General features: G+C 58.6%; 11 protein-coding genes and 1 pseudogene. 6 read left to right on the forward strand and 6 right to left on the reverse strand.

What is annotated here, in order from left to right; translation table 11 throughout:
• Positions 1-109 precede the first annotated feature (109 nt).
• From NCT05_RS08350 to NCT05_RS08360, 3 genes and pseudogenes are all read left to right on the forward strand, one after another.
• Entirely contained in the window at positions 110-1,543 is a 1,434-nt protein-coding gene (locus NCT05_RS08350; RefSeq protein ID WP_250502045.1) for an efflux transporter outer membrane subunit, read from the forward strand.
• Between the two features lie 862 nt (positions 1,544-2,405).
• Positions 2,406-2,966, forward strand: a complete 561-nt coding sequence (locus NCT05_RS08355) for a nitroreductase family protein (RefSeq protein WP_250502046.1) — start codon at positions 2,406-2,408, stop codon at positions 2,964-2,966.
• A gap of 241 nt (positions 2,967-3,207) precedes the next feature.
• A pseudogene (locus NCT05_RS08360) lies at positions 3,208-3,790 on the forward strand (winged helix-turn-helix domain-containing protein); the annotation flags it as partial.
• Positions 3,791-3,897: 107 nt separating this feature from the next.
• Here NCT05_RS08360 and NCT05_RS08365 read toward each other — a convergent pair.
• The 6 genes from NCT05_RS08365 to NCT05_RS08390 all read right to left on the reverse strand — a co-directional run bounded on the left by NCT05_RS08365 (position 3,898) and on the right by NCT05_RS08390 (position 10,216).
• Positions 3,898-4,242 carry a cupin domain-containing protein gene (locus NCT05_RS08365; protein WP_250502047.1) on the reverse strand — a complete coding sequence of 115 codons (345 nt, stop codon included), beginning with the start codon at positions 4,240-4,242 and terminating at the stop codon, positions 3,898-3,900.
• Positions 4,243-4,311: 69 nt separating this feature from the next.
• Entirely contained in the window at positions 4,312-5,514 is a 1,203-nt protein-coding gene (gene argE, locus NCT05_RS08370; protein WP_250502048.1) for an acetylornithine deacetylase, read from the reverse strand.
• On the reverse strand, positions 5,514-6,458 hold the full coding sequence (locus NCT05_RS08375) for a D-2-hydroxyacid dehydrogenase (protein ID WP_250502049.1): 945 nt from the start codon (positions 6,456-6,458) through the stop codon (positions 5,514-5,516). Before NCT05_RS08375 ends, argE begins: the two co-directional genes overlap by 1 nt.
• Positions 6,455-7,222, reverse strand: a complete 768-nt coding sequence (locus tag NCT05_RS08380) for a class II aldolase/adducin family protein (protein ID WP_250502050.1) — start codon at positions 7,220-7,222, stop codon at positions 6,455-6,457. Before NCT05_RS08380 ends, NCT05_RS08375 begins: the two co-directional genes overlap by 4 nt.
• A 31-nt stretch (positions 7,223-7,253) precedes the next feature.
• Entirely contained in the window at positions 7,254-8,582 is a 1,329-nt protein-coding gene (locus NCT05_RS08385) for a hydantoinase/carbamoylase family amidase (RefSeq protein WP_250502051.1), read from the reverse strand.
• Positions 8,549-10,216: a peptide ABC transporter substrate-binding protein gene (locus NCT05_RS08390; RefSeq protein WP_250502052.1), complete on the reverse strand. Its 1,668-nt coding sequence runs from the start codon at positions 10,214-10,216 to the stop codon at positions 8,549-8,551. The genes NCT05_RS08385 and NCT05_RS08390 overlap by 34 nt, the downstream gene beginning before the upstream one ends.
• Before the next feature lie 214 nt (positions 10,217-10,430).
• Between NCT05_RS08390 and NCT05_RS08395 the strand changes: the two genes are divergently transcribed.
• The 3 genes from NCT05_RS08395 to NCT05_RS08405 all read left to right on the forward strand — a co-directional run bounded on the left by NCT05_RS08395 (position 10,431) and on the right by NCT05_RS08405 (position 14,184).
• Positions 10,431-11,630, forward strand: coding sequence for a pyridoxal-phosphate-dependent aminotransferase family protein (locus NCT05_RS08395; protein ID WP_250502053.1), 1,200 nt, complete (start codon positions 10,431-10,433; stop codon positions 11,628-11,630).
• 323 nt (positions 11,631-11,953) lie between these two features.
• On the forward strand, positions 11,954-13,156 hold the full coding sequence (locus NCT05_RS08400) for a porin (protein ID WP_250502054.1): 1,203 nt from the start codon (positions 11,954-11,956) through the stop codon (positions 13,154-13,156).
• Between the two features lie 80 nt (positions 13,157-13,236).
• Positions 13,237-14,184, forward strand: a complete 948-nt coding sequence (locus NCT05_RS08405; protein ID WP_250502055.1) for an ABC transporter permease — start codon at positions 13,237-13,239, stop codon at positions 14,182-14,184.
• Positions 14,185-14,186: the final 2 nt, after the last annotated feature.

Here is a 14,186-nt window from a genome sequence, read left to right on the forward strand (position 1 = left end):
GCGAGCACAATAAACATCCAAAGCCGATCAAGTGGAAGTATGACGATCCTTCACGTCGAATCCGCCAGGTGCCAAATCAATGACGCAGTCGACTAGGAGACTCCGTTTCATGAACATCTTCGCAAGCTTCACCGTTCTTGCCGCGTCTCTCGCCGTTTACGGCTGCGCGGTGGGCCCGGACTTTCAGTCGCCGGCCGCACCCACCGCACAATCTTATACCCGCGACGCTCAGCCGGCGTCCGCGGAGGCGGCGGGCACGAAGCAGACCTTTACACGCGCCCAAGCCGCGCTGCCGATGTGGTGGATGCTGTTCGGCTCCGATGCGCTGAACCGTCTCGTCGACACTGCATTGCGCAACAGTCCCACGCTGGCACAAGCGCGAGCCCGATTGACGGGGGCCCGTGAGAACTATACGGCGCAAGCCGGTGCGACCGAGTATCCTGCGATCGATGCGAATTTTTCCACCACGCGCCAGCAAGTCGATCTGAATTCGTTCGGTATCACATCCGTGCCAAGCCCTGGCCCCTTCACCGTCTACAACGCGTCACTTAGCGTGTCTTATGGGCTGGATATCTTTGGGGGTAACCGCCGCGCGCTCGACGGACTGATGGCTCAGGTCAACTACGAAGCCTACGAGCTGGAGGCGGCGAAGCTTTCGCTGGCCGGCAACGTGGTTGCCAATGCGATCCGTTGGGCATCGCTTAAACAGCAGATCGACTTGACCGAACGCCTCGCTGACATGCAGGCGCAGCAGTTGTCGATCATCGAGCGCAGATTCACGGCAGGCGGCGTGTCGAAGCTCGACGTCAGCAGCCAGCGCACCCTGCTTGCACAAACGCGGGCGACGCTGCCTCCACTGTCGACACAGCTTGCCCAAGCCCACCATCGACTGGCGATATTGCTTGGTAGCGCGCCTTCCGAAGCTGACTTTCGCGACATCACGCTTGACTCCTTGCACCTGCCGTCAACCGTTCCGGTCACGCTGCCTTCGACGCTTGCCCACGAACGCCCCGACATTCGCGCGTCGGAAGCGCTGCTGCGCCAGGCGAGCGCGAACGTTGGCGTGGCAGCGGCGAACATGTATCCGCGGTTTGCAATTTCCGCAGGGATCGGCTCTGAGCGCACGCGGATGGCAGACGTGATCAGTGGAATGAATATCTGGAATGTCGGCCTCAATCTTACGCAGCCGCTGTTTCACGGGGGAGAGCTGCGTGCGAAGAAGCGCGCCGCGCAAGCCGACTATGACGCTGCGCTGGCCGGCTACAAGCAGACCGTTCTTCAGGCACTGCAGGAGGTCGCGGATGCCTTAGAGGCCTTGAACGACGACGCACGGAAGTTAAGCCAACTCAGTGATGCTCAACGAGAAGCCCAGGCGAGCCTTACCATCGCGCAGGCGGAGTATGCGGCAGGTGGGATCAGCCACTTCGGCCTGCTCGATACACAACGCTCTGCGCTACAAACCAAACTTGATCAAAGTCGTGCGGAGGCTGACCGGTTGTCGGATACCGCGACACTGTTTCAGTCGCTTGGACGCGCGTGGTGATTCGTTACGCCACACGAGACTTCTCCACGACTTCTAGGAGATTCAAGGCCTTTGGGTCGTTACTCGTTCACTTCCCCTGCTTTCACTTGCCCAAGCACAACCCGCCAGCGACCAAGCTTAAAGGTTGAAAATTGTGAGCGCGTCGCAACCAACCCAAAAGGCGTCAAAAAGGCCGAGCGGAAGGCTCGCCGTGAGAAGAGAGCGCCGAGCTGAGGAAACTCTAGAATAACTGCTACACCCCCCCCCGGCGACCAGCTTCGATACCCGCCGGACGTCCAGAACGCAGAGAAGAAAGCGAATTCCCAAGGCACCGAAGCAACGGTAACCGCGTCAGAACCCTAATTCCAACTGCAGTATCCCTCGAGTCAACAAGGGCCTTTGTTGGCTTTGTTGGCGACAGCGATCGCGAACATCTGCACAGCTCTACGGGGCAAACCGTTGTCCTGCAATCTCGGCCAACGACACTTTCGGCTTCCGCTCCTACGATTTTCAGCCATTGGGGAAGCGCTAGCTCGCCTCGAGGCGAGGTTACTATTGAACAGGGACGGCACCTGGTCAGCACTGTACCGTTTCCCAGATGGAGCGGTAACCGGTCAGACGCCGCCGAAGTCCGATGTCGCGGAGCAGTCCTACTTTCGGACAGGCGCGCAAGCAGCGTGAACTTGCCGAAAAGCCAATGGATCGGGGACCAAGTGCCGCGGTGCCTGTCCAGAGAGCCTAGCTGGCTCGCAATGAAAATGCACAGAAGTATTATTCCAGTTGAACAAATCGACACTGTCTTTCGAAATCAAAAAAGCCCAATAAAATCGCGCAGAGCAGTAGAGAACAATGTCAGAATAAGGCTTTCATTCGGGAGCAAAGCATGAGCAATGTTCATCCGCTGATCGCGGACCGTCGTAGCCCGCGCGCCTATTCTGACGCGGCTGTATCACACGAACAGGTGATGACGTTGCTTGAGGCCGCTCGATGGGCGCCGTCGGCTTATAACGTGCAGCCGTGGCGTTTCGTCGTCTTCGAAAAATCTGCTGATACCGCTATGTTCGAACGCGCGTTTGCCACATTAGTGCCGTTCAATCAGTCGTGGAATTGGAATGCGCAGGTGCTGATTGCTGTGCTAGCTGACACGCTGACGGCGAAGGGCACCGCGAATCCGACCGCAAGCTATGACGCAGGCGCGGCATCGATGTCGCTTCTGCTGCAAGCCCACGCGCTCGGGTTGGCCGCGCATGCGATGAGTGGCTTTGATGGCGAGGCTTTGCGCGCATCGTTCGAGATTCCGGAGCGCTATGCAGTGCTCAGTATCATTTCGGTGGCACATCATGGCGATGTGGCATCGCTACCTGAGGGACTTGCAGAACGGGAACGCGCACCGAGGGAGCGGTTGGCGATCGAAAAGGTTGCTGGCTTCGGTCGTTGGATATGACTTTTTCCTTCTGAGCGGTCACTCAGAGATTCGGCGTTTGTCCGGATAAACGGTAGGTTCTCTCCGTTAAGAGGTCGCCTGCAGCATAGAAAGCGCTACATTTCGCTGCAATGAACGTGACCCTCGTTGAACACGCACATGCAAGGGGCGCAGCGGTCGCTATTGAGTTTTACTAAACGCATGGCAACCGATTCGCGGCTTGAGCGTTATACGATCATCGCCTTCATGAGGGATGAGGTTCATGGCCAAGATGGACGAAACGACGCGCAAGCGAATGCGAGCCGGCGGCCTCATGCTGGCGGGCAAGACGCCAGCCGAAGCCGCCAAGGCTGTTGGCGTGGCGCGGCAGACGGCATACACATGGAAGGCCCGTTTGGACGAAGGCGGCATTGAGGCGTTACGCGTCATGACCGAGAATCGGCCAGCGCAGCTGGATGTGGGCCAGTTGGAGGGTTTGCGCGTGGCGCTGCTGCAAGGTCCATTGGCATACGGTTTCGGTACCGAGTTGTGGACACTCAAACGCATACGGGCGCTCATCGAGCGACTGTATGGCATCACCTTCAGCGAGGTCCACGTCTGGCGACTGCTCGGCGCGCTGGGCTTCAGTTCGCAAAAGCCAGAGCGCCGGGCCATCGAACGCAATGAGGAAGCTGTGCTGACTTGGAAGCGCAAAACTTAGCCCGCGCTAATAGAAGTGTGCCGCCGAACGACGACTGATCGTGTTCATTGATGAATATGTCCCTGACCTCAATCCGGTCGAGTATTTTTGGGCCCGGCTTAAGCGGCACGCTCTGGCCAGCTTGTGTCCTAATAACCTCGCAGAACGAAGTTCTTCGGACGATCTCGATTAAGTCAAACGTTGCGCAGGAGGCGAGAAATCCGGCACTTGAAAAGTATCTTTAGTAGGACGCCGCCGAAGATAACCATGGTCTTAAACGATCACGAACACCTTTCGGAGGTTGCTTTTGATCTCCCAATATCCTTTGGTCATTGGCGGAAAGAAAAGCGTGTCGCCAGCGCGCATGTCGACCACTTGGCCGTCCTCGCTGGTGAAGCTTGCTTCGCCAGCGAGAATGTGAACGATCTCAGCCTTCTCGACGGTGCGTTTCGACTTTCCAGGCTCGCATTCCCAAATGCCCGCGTCCACGTACTCGCGTCCAGGGATAGCGACATCCAGGGAGGCAGTTTTACATGCGGGGTCACTCAACGGTACGGCAACCGGGCCGGATGATTCGAGGACAGCGTGGGCGCTTTGTTTGATCAGGGTAATTGACATGATTGCGTTAGGTGCCTCTCGGAACATTTGCACGTCGGACTGACGGAGAAGAGCGCATCTTGAGCGGCGCTACATGGACGCAGGCAGGTCAGTTTGGACAGCCGTTGCCATTCCTTGAATAAAATGCAGGCATCGCTGCAACTGCGGGACTTCCACAAATTCGTCGGCCCTGTGCGCATCGGCGATATTTCCCGGTCCGCACACAATGGTCGGGATACCGATACGTTGAAACAATCCGCCTTCAGTACCGAATGAAAGTGTGTCTTCCGTCTCGAGGTCGAGAATGCTCCATGAAAGCTTCTTGAGCCAGACTGCAGCGGGCTCGGTGGCCGATTCGTCGTTCAACGCCGGATAGGACACGAGTTGCTCGAAGCGAATGGATGTATCGACGGACACGTTGTGCATGTCGGGTTCGAGCACATTGACAACATGCGCTCGTACCATATCGACGATGCCGTCCACATCTTCATCCGGCAGATTTCGGATTTCAAAATCGAGCTCTGCGTGATCGGGAATCACATTCAAGGCGATTCCGCCGGTGAGCCGGCCGGTGTGGATCGTGGAATAGGCCGGCACGAAACGCTCGTCGCGTGGCCCTTCATCGCGGGTCTTCTGTGCCGTCTTTCGTAGAAATACCGCGAGTTCAGCGGCGAAGTCCGCTGCGTTCACGCCGAGATGCGTCAAAGCGGAATGTCCTGCCAGCCCTTTCACACAGCAGCGATAGGCTCGCTTGCCCTTGTGTGCAACAGCGAGACGCATGTTCGTTGGTTCGCCGATGACGCACGCACGCGGCTTCGCACTCGACTTCTCGAGTTCGGCCAGCAGCCCTGGGACGCCTTTGCACCCGACTTCCTCGTCATAACTGAAGGCAAGATGGATAGGCGTCGTGCGCGCGGTCTTGATGAAATGCGGAACGCTGGCAAGCACGGCGGCAAGAAAGCCTTTCATGTCAGCGGTCCCGCGGCCGAGCACGCGATCCGCTTTGCGGGTCAGCGCAAATGGCGGCACGGTCCAAGGCTGGCCATCGGCAGGGACGACATCCGTGTGTCCCGAGAAGCAAAGTCCGCCGATGTCGGCCGGGCCGATTGTGGCGTAGAGATTGGCCTTCTCTCCTGTTTCATCGTAAGTGAGCGTTGACTCGATACCATGATCTTTTAAATATCGCGCTATGAAGTCGATCAAGTCGAGATTCGAGTATCGGCTGCTGGTGTCAAACGCAATGAGCGTTTCGAGAATCCGCAAAGCGGATTCGGTCAGTGGATGGTCGTTCATTACGTGACGATTTCATTTATAAGAGGCTGCGAACTGGCCAGGCGCGCGAGGTTCTCTTCGAACTGGTTGATGAAGCGCGCTTCAAATCTGCTGGTCTCGCCGCCGGCGTGCGGCGTGATGATCACGTTGTCTCGAGCCCAGAGAGACGAATCTTCAGCAAGCGGCTCCGCCACAACGCAGTCGATGGCAGCGCCGGCGATGGACCGGCGGTCGAGTGCCCTGACCAAGGCGGTCTCGTTGACGAGGGCGCCGCGCGCGAGATTCACGAGCCACGCATGTGGTGCCATGCACGCAAACGCCGCATCGTCGAACAACTGCCGCGTGTCGTCGGTGAGCGCGCAGGTGAGAAACACGAAGTCTGCTCCTGGAAGCGCCGCGTAGAGCGCCGCGCGATCGATGCGTTGCGTGCCGTCTTTCAATAGGGCCCGAGATATCGTGAGTGCGTGCATGCCAAAGGCTTCGACGAGTTGGCAAAGACGGCTGCCAACCGCGCCCCTGCCGACGATGACGGCCGTACCTCCTCGTACCTCGCGCTCACGAAGCGAACGGTCCGTCACGAGCGGTCGCCAGATTTTTTGGCGCTGTCGGTCGCGTGCAGACGCGAGATGCCGCGAGGCCGACAACATAAGCGCAATTCCGTGCTCCGCTACGGCATTGGCGTTCAGGCCCCTCGCGTTGCAGAGGCGAATGCCGCGTTTTTTGAAAGCAGCGACATCGAACTGGTCGATTCCGGAACTGGTCGCCTGCACGAAGCGCAGTCGTTCTGCCCGCTGCAGCATCTCATGACGCCACAGGCCGGAGACGCACAGGAACTCGACGTCACGTAGTGCGGTTTCCAGTTCCTCTGAGGTCCTGACCGCGAGCATGCTACCCTGATGCCCGCGCGACTTGTATTCTTCTATGAGCTGGTAGCTTTTGTGGGCGAAGCAGATGGTCCCGATCATGTGCGATAGTCAGGTTCGCGACGATCGAGAATACGTTTGAGCGCATCGAAATGATGTTCCGCCCAAGTCTTCGCTCCGATTCGGCCACCGCTACGTGCGTAGCCGTCATTGGCTCGGTCTATGACGGCTTGTGGCAAATGATTCAACTTTTCGTGGGTCCACAAAGCGTACATTTGTACCTGCGCGACCCGCTCAAAATAATACAGGCGGTCGAATGCATGGGCGATGGAACCGAGCGTGAGAATTCCGTGGTTCGCCATTGCGACGATCGTCCTGCCGGGATGCGCCTTGAGCAGTGCGACGAGGCGGTTGCCTTCGCCGGTGTCGGTCGCGGGACCGTGATAGTCGGTGTCATAGACGAGGTGGCGCATTACGCTCAGTTCTGTTTGTCCGACTGGGCGTATGCGCGGGTCGGCAAGCCGGCTCATGGCTGCGGCAAACGGCATGTGCGTATGAAAGACGGCTTCCGCATAGTCGATGCGCTGATGAATGGGCGCATGGATGCCGAAAGCCGATGGCTCCACGTCGCCGGAGCCCTCAAGAACGCAGCCGTCGTATCCGACCTCCATGAAGCAACTAGCATTCACCTCGGACCAGTGCAGGCCAAAGGGAATCTGGTAATAGCGATCTTGTGTGCCTGGCACTCGCGCGGTGAGGTGATTGAAGATTCCCTCTTGCATGTCGTACATGACGGCGAGCCGATGCGCCGCCGCGAGATCGGTGCGCGTACGTACGCGTGCGGCCTCGATAGCTAGATCGTTCACGATGATTTGACTCCTGAGTGCAATGTCCTCGTCATGTGGTCGCCGCCTCTTGCAGGATCCACGCCAGAAGGACACGGCAACCATGGTCAAAATCGTCGAGGCGCATGGCCTCGTGCGGATTATGGCTGCCATTTTGATTAGCAACGAAGACCAACGCGGCGGGTATGCCCGCCTGAGCGAACGCAACGGGATCGTGGCCTCCACCGGAAGGCATTTCAATGCAAGGCACGTCGGCCGCGTGGGCGGCGCGGAGTAGCGCGCGACGCAGTCCGGGGTTCATCGGTACTCCGTCGCTGACGCCTTCGCCGCCAAGTTCGAAACGGACGCGTCGCCGCCCTTCAATGTCGGGAACGATCGCATGCAGATGATCGAACATGGCCTGCACATTGTCCGGATCGATGCTGCGTACATCCAGTTGGAATTGCGCTTGACCGGGGACCTTGGTGAACGACGCCTCTTCTGTCGTTTCGAGAACGCAGAACGTGCAGACGAGCTCGCGCCCCGTGTTGTCGAGGGTCTCCCAGTGCTGGTCCATACGCACTGCAAGTTCTGCGAGGGCGATTGCCGCATCGGCCCGATAGTTGCGGGGCGTGGCACCCGAATGGTTGTATTCGCCAACCACGCGTCCGGCGCGCAGCCTGCGCGACGATGGGATGCCGGTTACGATACCCACGGGGATGCCTTGGGTGTCGAGCACCGGACCCTGCTCGATGTGCAATTCAATATACGCCTTCACGTTGTCAGGACTGAGGAGACGTTCGCCCCGGCGAATGGCGTTAACATCACATCCGGATTCAAGCATGTGATCTGCCAAGGTGCGACCTGTGTCTTTGCGACGTGCCTCCAGCAAATCAAGCGGCAATGTCGCAAGCGCAGCCTTGCTGCCAGGGTAGCCGACCGGAAACCATGAGCCGCTTTCCTCGGCCCGCACGGCAATCACGGTGACGTCGACCGCTGGCCTGATCGCGCCTTCAATCAGTCCGGCAACCACTGCCAAACCCGCGACGACACCCGCAGCTCCGTCATAGTTTCCACCTTGAGCGACCGTATCGAGATGACTGCCAAGAAGAATGCGGGGCGCAGTGCGATCGAGGCCGGGCAGTGTCATATGTAGATTGCCCGCGAAGTCGCTCTTGACTTCCAGTCCGAGCATCAACGCCTCCGTGCGCATCAGCGCGTGCGCAGCGTTTTCACCCGGCCCGTAGGCATCGCGCGTAATGCCTACACCGTCGAAGCCCAGCGTGTAAAGTTCTTCGAACAGGCGGCCGGCCAATTCGACATCCGGACGGCACTGTTTCAGACGGTTTTCGATGTTCATCGCCGCGATCATGCTTTCCAGTACCAGGTGGACGCATTCCATGCGTTCGAGAGCACGTTGACGTTGTTCTTGAAGCCCACCAGCCCCTTGCGATTGCCTTCGATCAGCACTACTTGAAACATCGGCAACATCGCGAGTTCGTCACGCATGATGCCCTGCACCTTGAAGTAATCCTGTTTGCGCTGATCCTGCGAGACAGTTTTCACCGCGTCTTCCAGCAACGTGTCGACGGTCGCGTTCTTGAACTGATACACGTTGGTGCCGGAGCCGCCCTGCGCGGGAATCGAGTGACTGTCAAAACGGTCGATTGCGTTCGGGTCCGACGCGATCGTGCAGTTCGTGTATGTCACGAGGCTATCGAATTCCGAATGCGACCAGAACTTGCCCCAGATAACAGCTCCAGGCATGTTGCGGATGTTCATCGAGACGCCGATTGCTTTCCAGGTCTGGGCGAGCAGCAGTTGCGTCTGCTCTTGTGCAGGATTGCCCGCGACCGTCGAATTGGTGAATTCGAGGCGACGACCGTTTTTCACGCGCACGCCGTCCGGACCGGGTTTCCAGCCGGCGTCGTCGAGCAGCTTCCTTGCCTGGTCGAGCGAGTATTGGTGTTTAGGAAGATCGGCGCGGTAGGCCCAGTTGCCTTCCGGCAGATATGACTCGGTCTGTTTCGGCAACCCGTGGTAGAGCGCATCGATGATCGCGCGCTTGTCTAGCGCGAAGTAAAGCGCTTGTCGCACCGCCTTTTCGGCGAGCACGGGATGACCGAGATTGAACGTCACGTTTTGCACCGCTGGCAGTGGGGAAACGTGAATTTCTACGTCAGGAATTGCTTTCGCCTGTGCATACTGATCTGGCGGGATGCCTTGCAATCCAAGGTAATCAATCGAACCGGAGCGGAACTGGGTGAAGAGTGCGGTCAGATCCGGCACATATTTGAACACTAGACGTTCCAAAAGCGGCCCGGCGCCAAAATAGTCAGGATTGGCGTTCAAGGTCAGATGATCGCCTGCAACCCGTTCGCCCCATTTGAAGGGTCCGGTGCCGACCGGCGCCGTGTTGAGGGTCGAGGAGTTCGGATCGGCGGCGGCGCCCACGACATGTTTCGGAACAATGAAGGTCCAGGAAAGCAGAGATAAATACGGTGCGAAAGGCTGAGAAAGCTGCCAGGTGAGTTCCAGTGGATTTACCACGCGGATATTGCTCACGAACTCGTGTCCAGAGCGGCTCGACGCCCGAAACGCAGGGTTTTTCAAAAGTTCGATCGTGTACTTGACATCTTCAGCGGTGAACGGCTGGCCATCGTGCCATTTCACTCCATCCCGCAAGCGGATTCGCCAAGTCAGACCGTCTGCCGACAGACCGCCGTTTTCCACGCTCGGCATCTCGCGAGCGAGCACGGGTATCGCCTTCCCGTTCTCGTCGAGTTGCCAGAGCGGGCTGAACACGTTCCACCAGACACCCTGATCCACCGACAAGCCTTTGAATAGCGGATTGAACACCGTCGGCTCGTTCGAAAACCCGATCACTGCCTGTCCCTTCGGCGCTTGCCGGATCGCAGCGATTGCAGCGGAAGCCGGAACAAGCGGGCTTACTGCCGCCATGCCGAGCGCGATCAAAAGTCTGCGGCGAGCAAGCGAGGGCTCGAAGGCGATCTTGTAGGCAGTTTTCGACGGCATCGTGAGGAATTTGGGAGGAAGTTAGGGGCAGACAAGCAAAGGTGAAGCAATCGTAGTAATTCAAAAATGAATCTGTCAATAATATATTGAACGAATCTGGGATTCGTTCATAATTGCTCGCACGATGCGACGTGTCGTGTTCAGCGACTCGATTCGAGCCAGGGCGGTAACGGACTGCCTCAGTTCAGTAGTCAGGCCTCTTTTATTTCAATTCATGAAGACAGAATCCCCGCTTTCTTCTGGTCCCGTTCGCGGCCGGCAACTGTTTGCCAGTCCTGGACCGACGAATTTCCCTGACAGCGTGCTCACCGCAATTGCACGCTCCGCGAGCGACTTCAACGATCCCGCGTTCCGTGCTGCCTACGCCGCCACGCGAGAGATGCTTGCAAGGCTGATAGGCACGAGTCAACACCTGTTCATGTACACGTCCTCGGGACACGGCGCGTGGGAAGGGACGATGATCAACCTGTTCGAGCGCGGCGAAAAAGTGCTAATGGTGGAGTCCGGCCTTCACTCCGACGATTGGGCCATCCTGTGTAAAGGAATTGGGCTGGACGTCGAGCATCTGGGAGCCGATCGCCGCAGCGGTGTCGAGATGTCTCACTTGCGAGAGGTACTGGTTGCCGACGTGGGGCATACCATCAAGGCGGTGTGCGTCGTCCACAATGAAACCGCCACGGGGGTCGTTCTGCCCGTAGAGGAGATTCGCGAAACCCTAGACCGGACGGGCCACCCAGCGCTATTGGTGGTGGACGCGGTGTCCTCGATCGCCTGCTGCGCAGTGAAGATGGATGCGTGGGGCGTTGACGCATTGATCGGGAGCTCGCAGAAGGGGCTGATGCAGCCCGTTGGCCTTGGGTTTACGGCGGTGAGCGAGCGGGCGCTCGCCCGGCATCTCGAGATCCACGCCCCGAACGGCTATTTCAACTGGAAGGCCATGCTGGAGCGTCCCCAACGGAGCTTCAGCGGGACCGCGCCGAACAATCTGATCTTTGGACTGAGCGAGGCCTTGAGGCTGATCCACGAGGAAGGCGACGAGCGCCTCTACGCACGCCATGCGCGCCTGGCCGGCGGTGTGCGCGCGGCCGTCATGGCATGGAGCAGGGGAAGCGGCCCTTCCTTGTATTGCCTGCAAACCGAGCGCGCGTCCCAGTCTGTCACAACCGTTGTGATGCCGGACGGGTGGGATGCGGAACCACTCCGCGCGCTGCTCAGGTCGCGCTTCAATGTGCTACTCGCAAGCGGCCTCGGGGATTTGTTTGGGCGCACATTCCGCATTGGCCACATGGGCGACTTGAACGAAGCGATGATTCTCGGTGTGCTTTCCTGCGTGGAACTCGGCCTACGAGCGCTCGACATTCCGCACGGTAAAGGTGGCATTCAATCGGCGCTGGATTATTTTTCCGCGTTCTGAGCGCGGTTTGCACGTGAGCCGGGCGACCGTCGTAGCGTCATCGCGTCAACGTCCGCTGTTCGCTATTTGAAGACTTGACAGTCCGATTTTTGGCCTCATAAGGTATGCAACATAATGAACATCGAGTGAACGGTTCGATGTTACGCAAAATGGTGACGCAACGGGGTTGCGCAGGAATAGGCCGGTAAGGACGTTACTGCAAAGACACGGGCGGCCATGGCAACCCGCATAGATCGGATCTCCGACTGAGCGAGTTTATGGATGCCGGCATGTGATTCTGTCGGTCGAGAGCAATACACCAATTTAAACTGTGGACTCCTAAGGTGAATAAAACCAAACTTCTCGTCGCCATTCTCGCCACGGGTGGCGTCGTGTCAGCCCATGCCGAAAGCAGTGTGACGCTCTACGGGATTGCTGACGCCAGCCTGCAGTACATCAACAATGTTGCGGTTGCTGAGAGTACCGGCGCTGCTGGTCGTCCTGTCCGTTACCAGAATCAGTCCAAATTCGCGATGTACAGCGGCGGCTATTCCGGCTCGCGCTGGGGGCTGCGTGGTGTAGAGGATTTGGGCGGTGGCAACTCGGCCTTCTTTACCTTGGAGAACGGTTTCAGTATCGCGACTGGCGCCTTCTCTACCAGCGGTGTCGAGTTCAGCCGTCAGGCCTTCGTCGGCATCAAGAATGACCGTTACGGCTCAGTGTCGTTCGGTCGCCAATATGAAGCGATCACCGATCTCGTTCAGTCGTATGGCCCCATTGCGTACGGCAACTTCTCCGGAACTTATGCTGGCGATATCTCGAACTACGACAACTACGCCCGCATCAACAATTCGGTCAAGTATCGCTCGCCGGAGATTGCCGGTTTGAGCGGCGAGGTCCTTTACGCGTTCGGTGGTGTGGCAGGTGCAACGAACCAGGACAGCACGCTCAGTGCCGGCCTAAAGTACACGACCGGTCCGTGGGGCATCGCAGTCGCGTATTTGCGCATGGACAACAGCAACTCGACGGCCAATACCTGGAACGGTACAGGTGCGGGCAACTTCAACAGCTCGGTCACGGCGGGTTTCGCCGGTGCGAAGCGCGTGCAAATCGTCGACGCCGCTACGCGCTATGAGCTGGGACCGGTGTCACTCGGTCTGAGCTACGGCTATACCCACTACAACCCGTCGGGCGTGTCGCTGCTGCGCCGCGCTATCTCGTTCCAGTCGGCTGGTGCCAATGCGCTGTGGCACTACTCGCCGTCAGTGGCGCTCGGTGCCGGTTATTCATACACGCTGGGCCAGTCGGTAAATGGAACAGCTTCGCGTCCGCACTATCAGCAAGTGACTCTGACGAGCAGCTACTCGCTGAGCAAGACGACGATGTTCTACGCGACCGGCGCTTACCAGCACGCCTCGGGCAGCACGCTCGATGCGTACGGCAACGTGGTGAATGCAACGGCATCGGTTGGCGATTCGGCAAACGGCAACTCGTCGGCTTCGGCTTCGCAGTTTCTGGTGCGCGCCGGTATCCGCAAGCTGTTCTAAGCAGGCCCGTGCTAACGGCAAGCCGGCTGGCATGGCGGCTTGCTGCGCATAACAAGCTGAGTAACCCCCGGAGGACTGGCATGGCCGCATTTACTCTGCGACGCCTCGCGCAGTACGTTTCCTTGCTATTGATCGTCAGCATGATCGGTTTCGCCGTGCTGCATCTGGCGCCAGGCGGTCCCATGGCACAGATGGGCGGCGGCGACATGAACGCTGGCGACGTCAAACGGATGGAGCAACAACTCGGACTCGGTCGTCCGCTGCCCATGCAGTACATGGAATGGGCGGGCCACATTCTTCGTGGCGATTGGGGACACTCCTATCGCGACGGACAACCCGTACTCGCCGTGATTGGTTCTCATCTCGGCGCCACGATTGAATTGATGGGCACGGCGATGATTCTCGCCGTGGTGCTCGGTGGCGCGATTGGCACTGCTGGGGCAATTTACCGGAACTCCCTGTTCGACGTCTCGACCACCTTTCTATCCATGGTGCTGGTTTCCATTCCAACATTTTGGATCGGCTTCGTCGTCATTTACTTTTTCTCCGTGAAGCTCGGATGGCTGCCGGCCGGTAATCGCGCGACGATCGGCGAACACTCGTTTCTCGATCTACTCTGGCATCTGATCGCCCCGGCAACCGTGCTGGCTGTCGTCAACATGGCGAGCTGGAGTCGCTATATCCGTGCTTCGATGCTGGAAGTCATCGGTCAGGACTATATCCGGACCGCACGCGCAAAAGGCGTGAGCCGCACAGGGATTCTACTAAATCATACGTTGCGCAACGCACTGCTACCCATGATCACGATCTTCGGTCTGCAATTGCCGCAACTGCTGGGCGGTGCGCTCGTCGCCGAGACGGTGTTCACATGGCCCGGCATGGGCCGACTCTTTCTTGATTCGATCAGCTATCGCGACTACCCGGTCATCATGGGCGTGCTCATGTTCGGTGCAGTAGTCGTGCTGGCTGGCAATTTCATGGCCGACGTCCTGTATGGCGTGGTCGATCCGCGCGTTCGCCTGAGGTAGCA

This window comes from Caballeronia sp. AZ7_KS35, from assembly GCF_023631045.1.
GTDB lineage: Bacteria > Pseudomonadota > Gammaproteobacteria > Burkholderiales > Burkholderiaceae > Caballeronia > Caballeronia zhejiangensis.

Excerpts from the sequence above, each read along its gene's own strand:
- NCT05_RS08350 (WP_250502045.1), top strand. The coding sequence starts at position 110 with ATGAACATCTTCGCAAGCTTCACCGTTCTTGCCGCGTCTCTCGCCGTT.
- NCT05_RS08375 (WP_250502049.1), bottom strand. The coding sequence starts at position 6,458 with ATGATCGGGACCATCTGCTTCGCCCACAAAAGCTACCAGCTCATAGAA.
- argE (WP_250502048.1), bottom strand. The coding sequence starts at position 5,514 with ATGAACGACCATCCACTGACCGAATCCGCTTTGCGGATTCTCGAAACG.
- NCT05_RS08365 (WP_250502047.1), bottom strand. The coding sequence starts at position 4,242 with ATGTCAATTACCCTGATCAAACAAAGCGCCCACGCTGTCCTCGAATCA.
- NCT05_RS08390 (WP_250502052.1), bottom strand. The coding sequence starts at position 10,216 with ATGCCGTCGAAAACTGCCTACAAGATCGCCTTCGAGCCCTCGCTTGCT.
- NCT05_RS08405 (WP_250502055.1), top strand. The coding sequence starts at position 13,237 with ATGGCCGCATTTACTCTGCGACGCCTCGCGCAGTACGTTTCCTTGCTA.
- NCT05_RS08395 (WP_250502053.1), top strand. The coding sequence starts at position 10,431 with ATGAAGACAGAATCCCCGCTTTCTTCTGGTCCCGTTCGCGGCCGGCAA.
- NCT05_RS08355 (WP_250502046.1), top strand. The coding sequence starts at position 2,406 with ATGAGCAATGTTCATCCGCTGATCGCGGACCGTCGTAGCCCGCGCGCC.
- NCT05_RS08385 (WP_250502051.1), bottom strand. The coding sequence starts at position 8,582 with ATGGAATGCGTCCACCTGGTACTGGAAAGCATGATCGCGGCGATGAAC.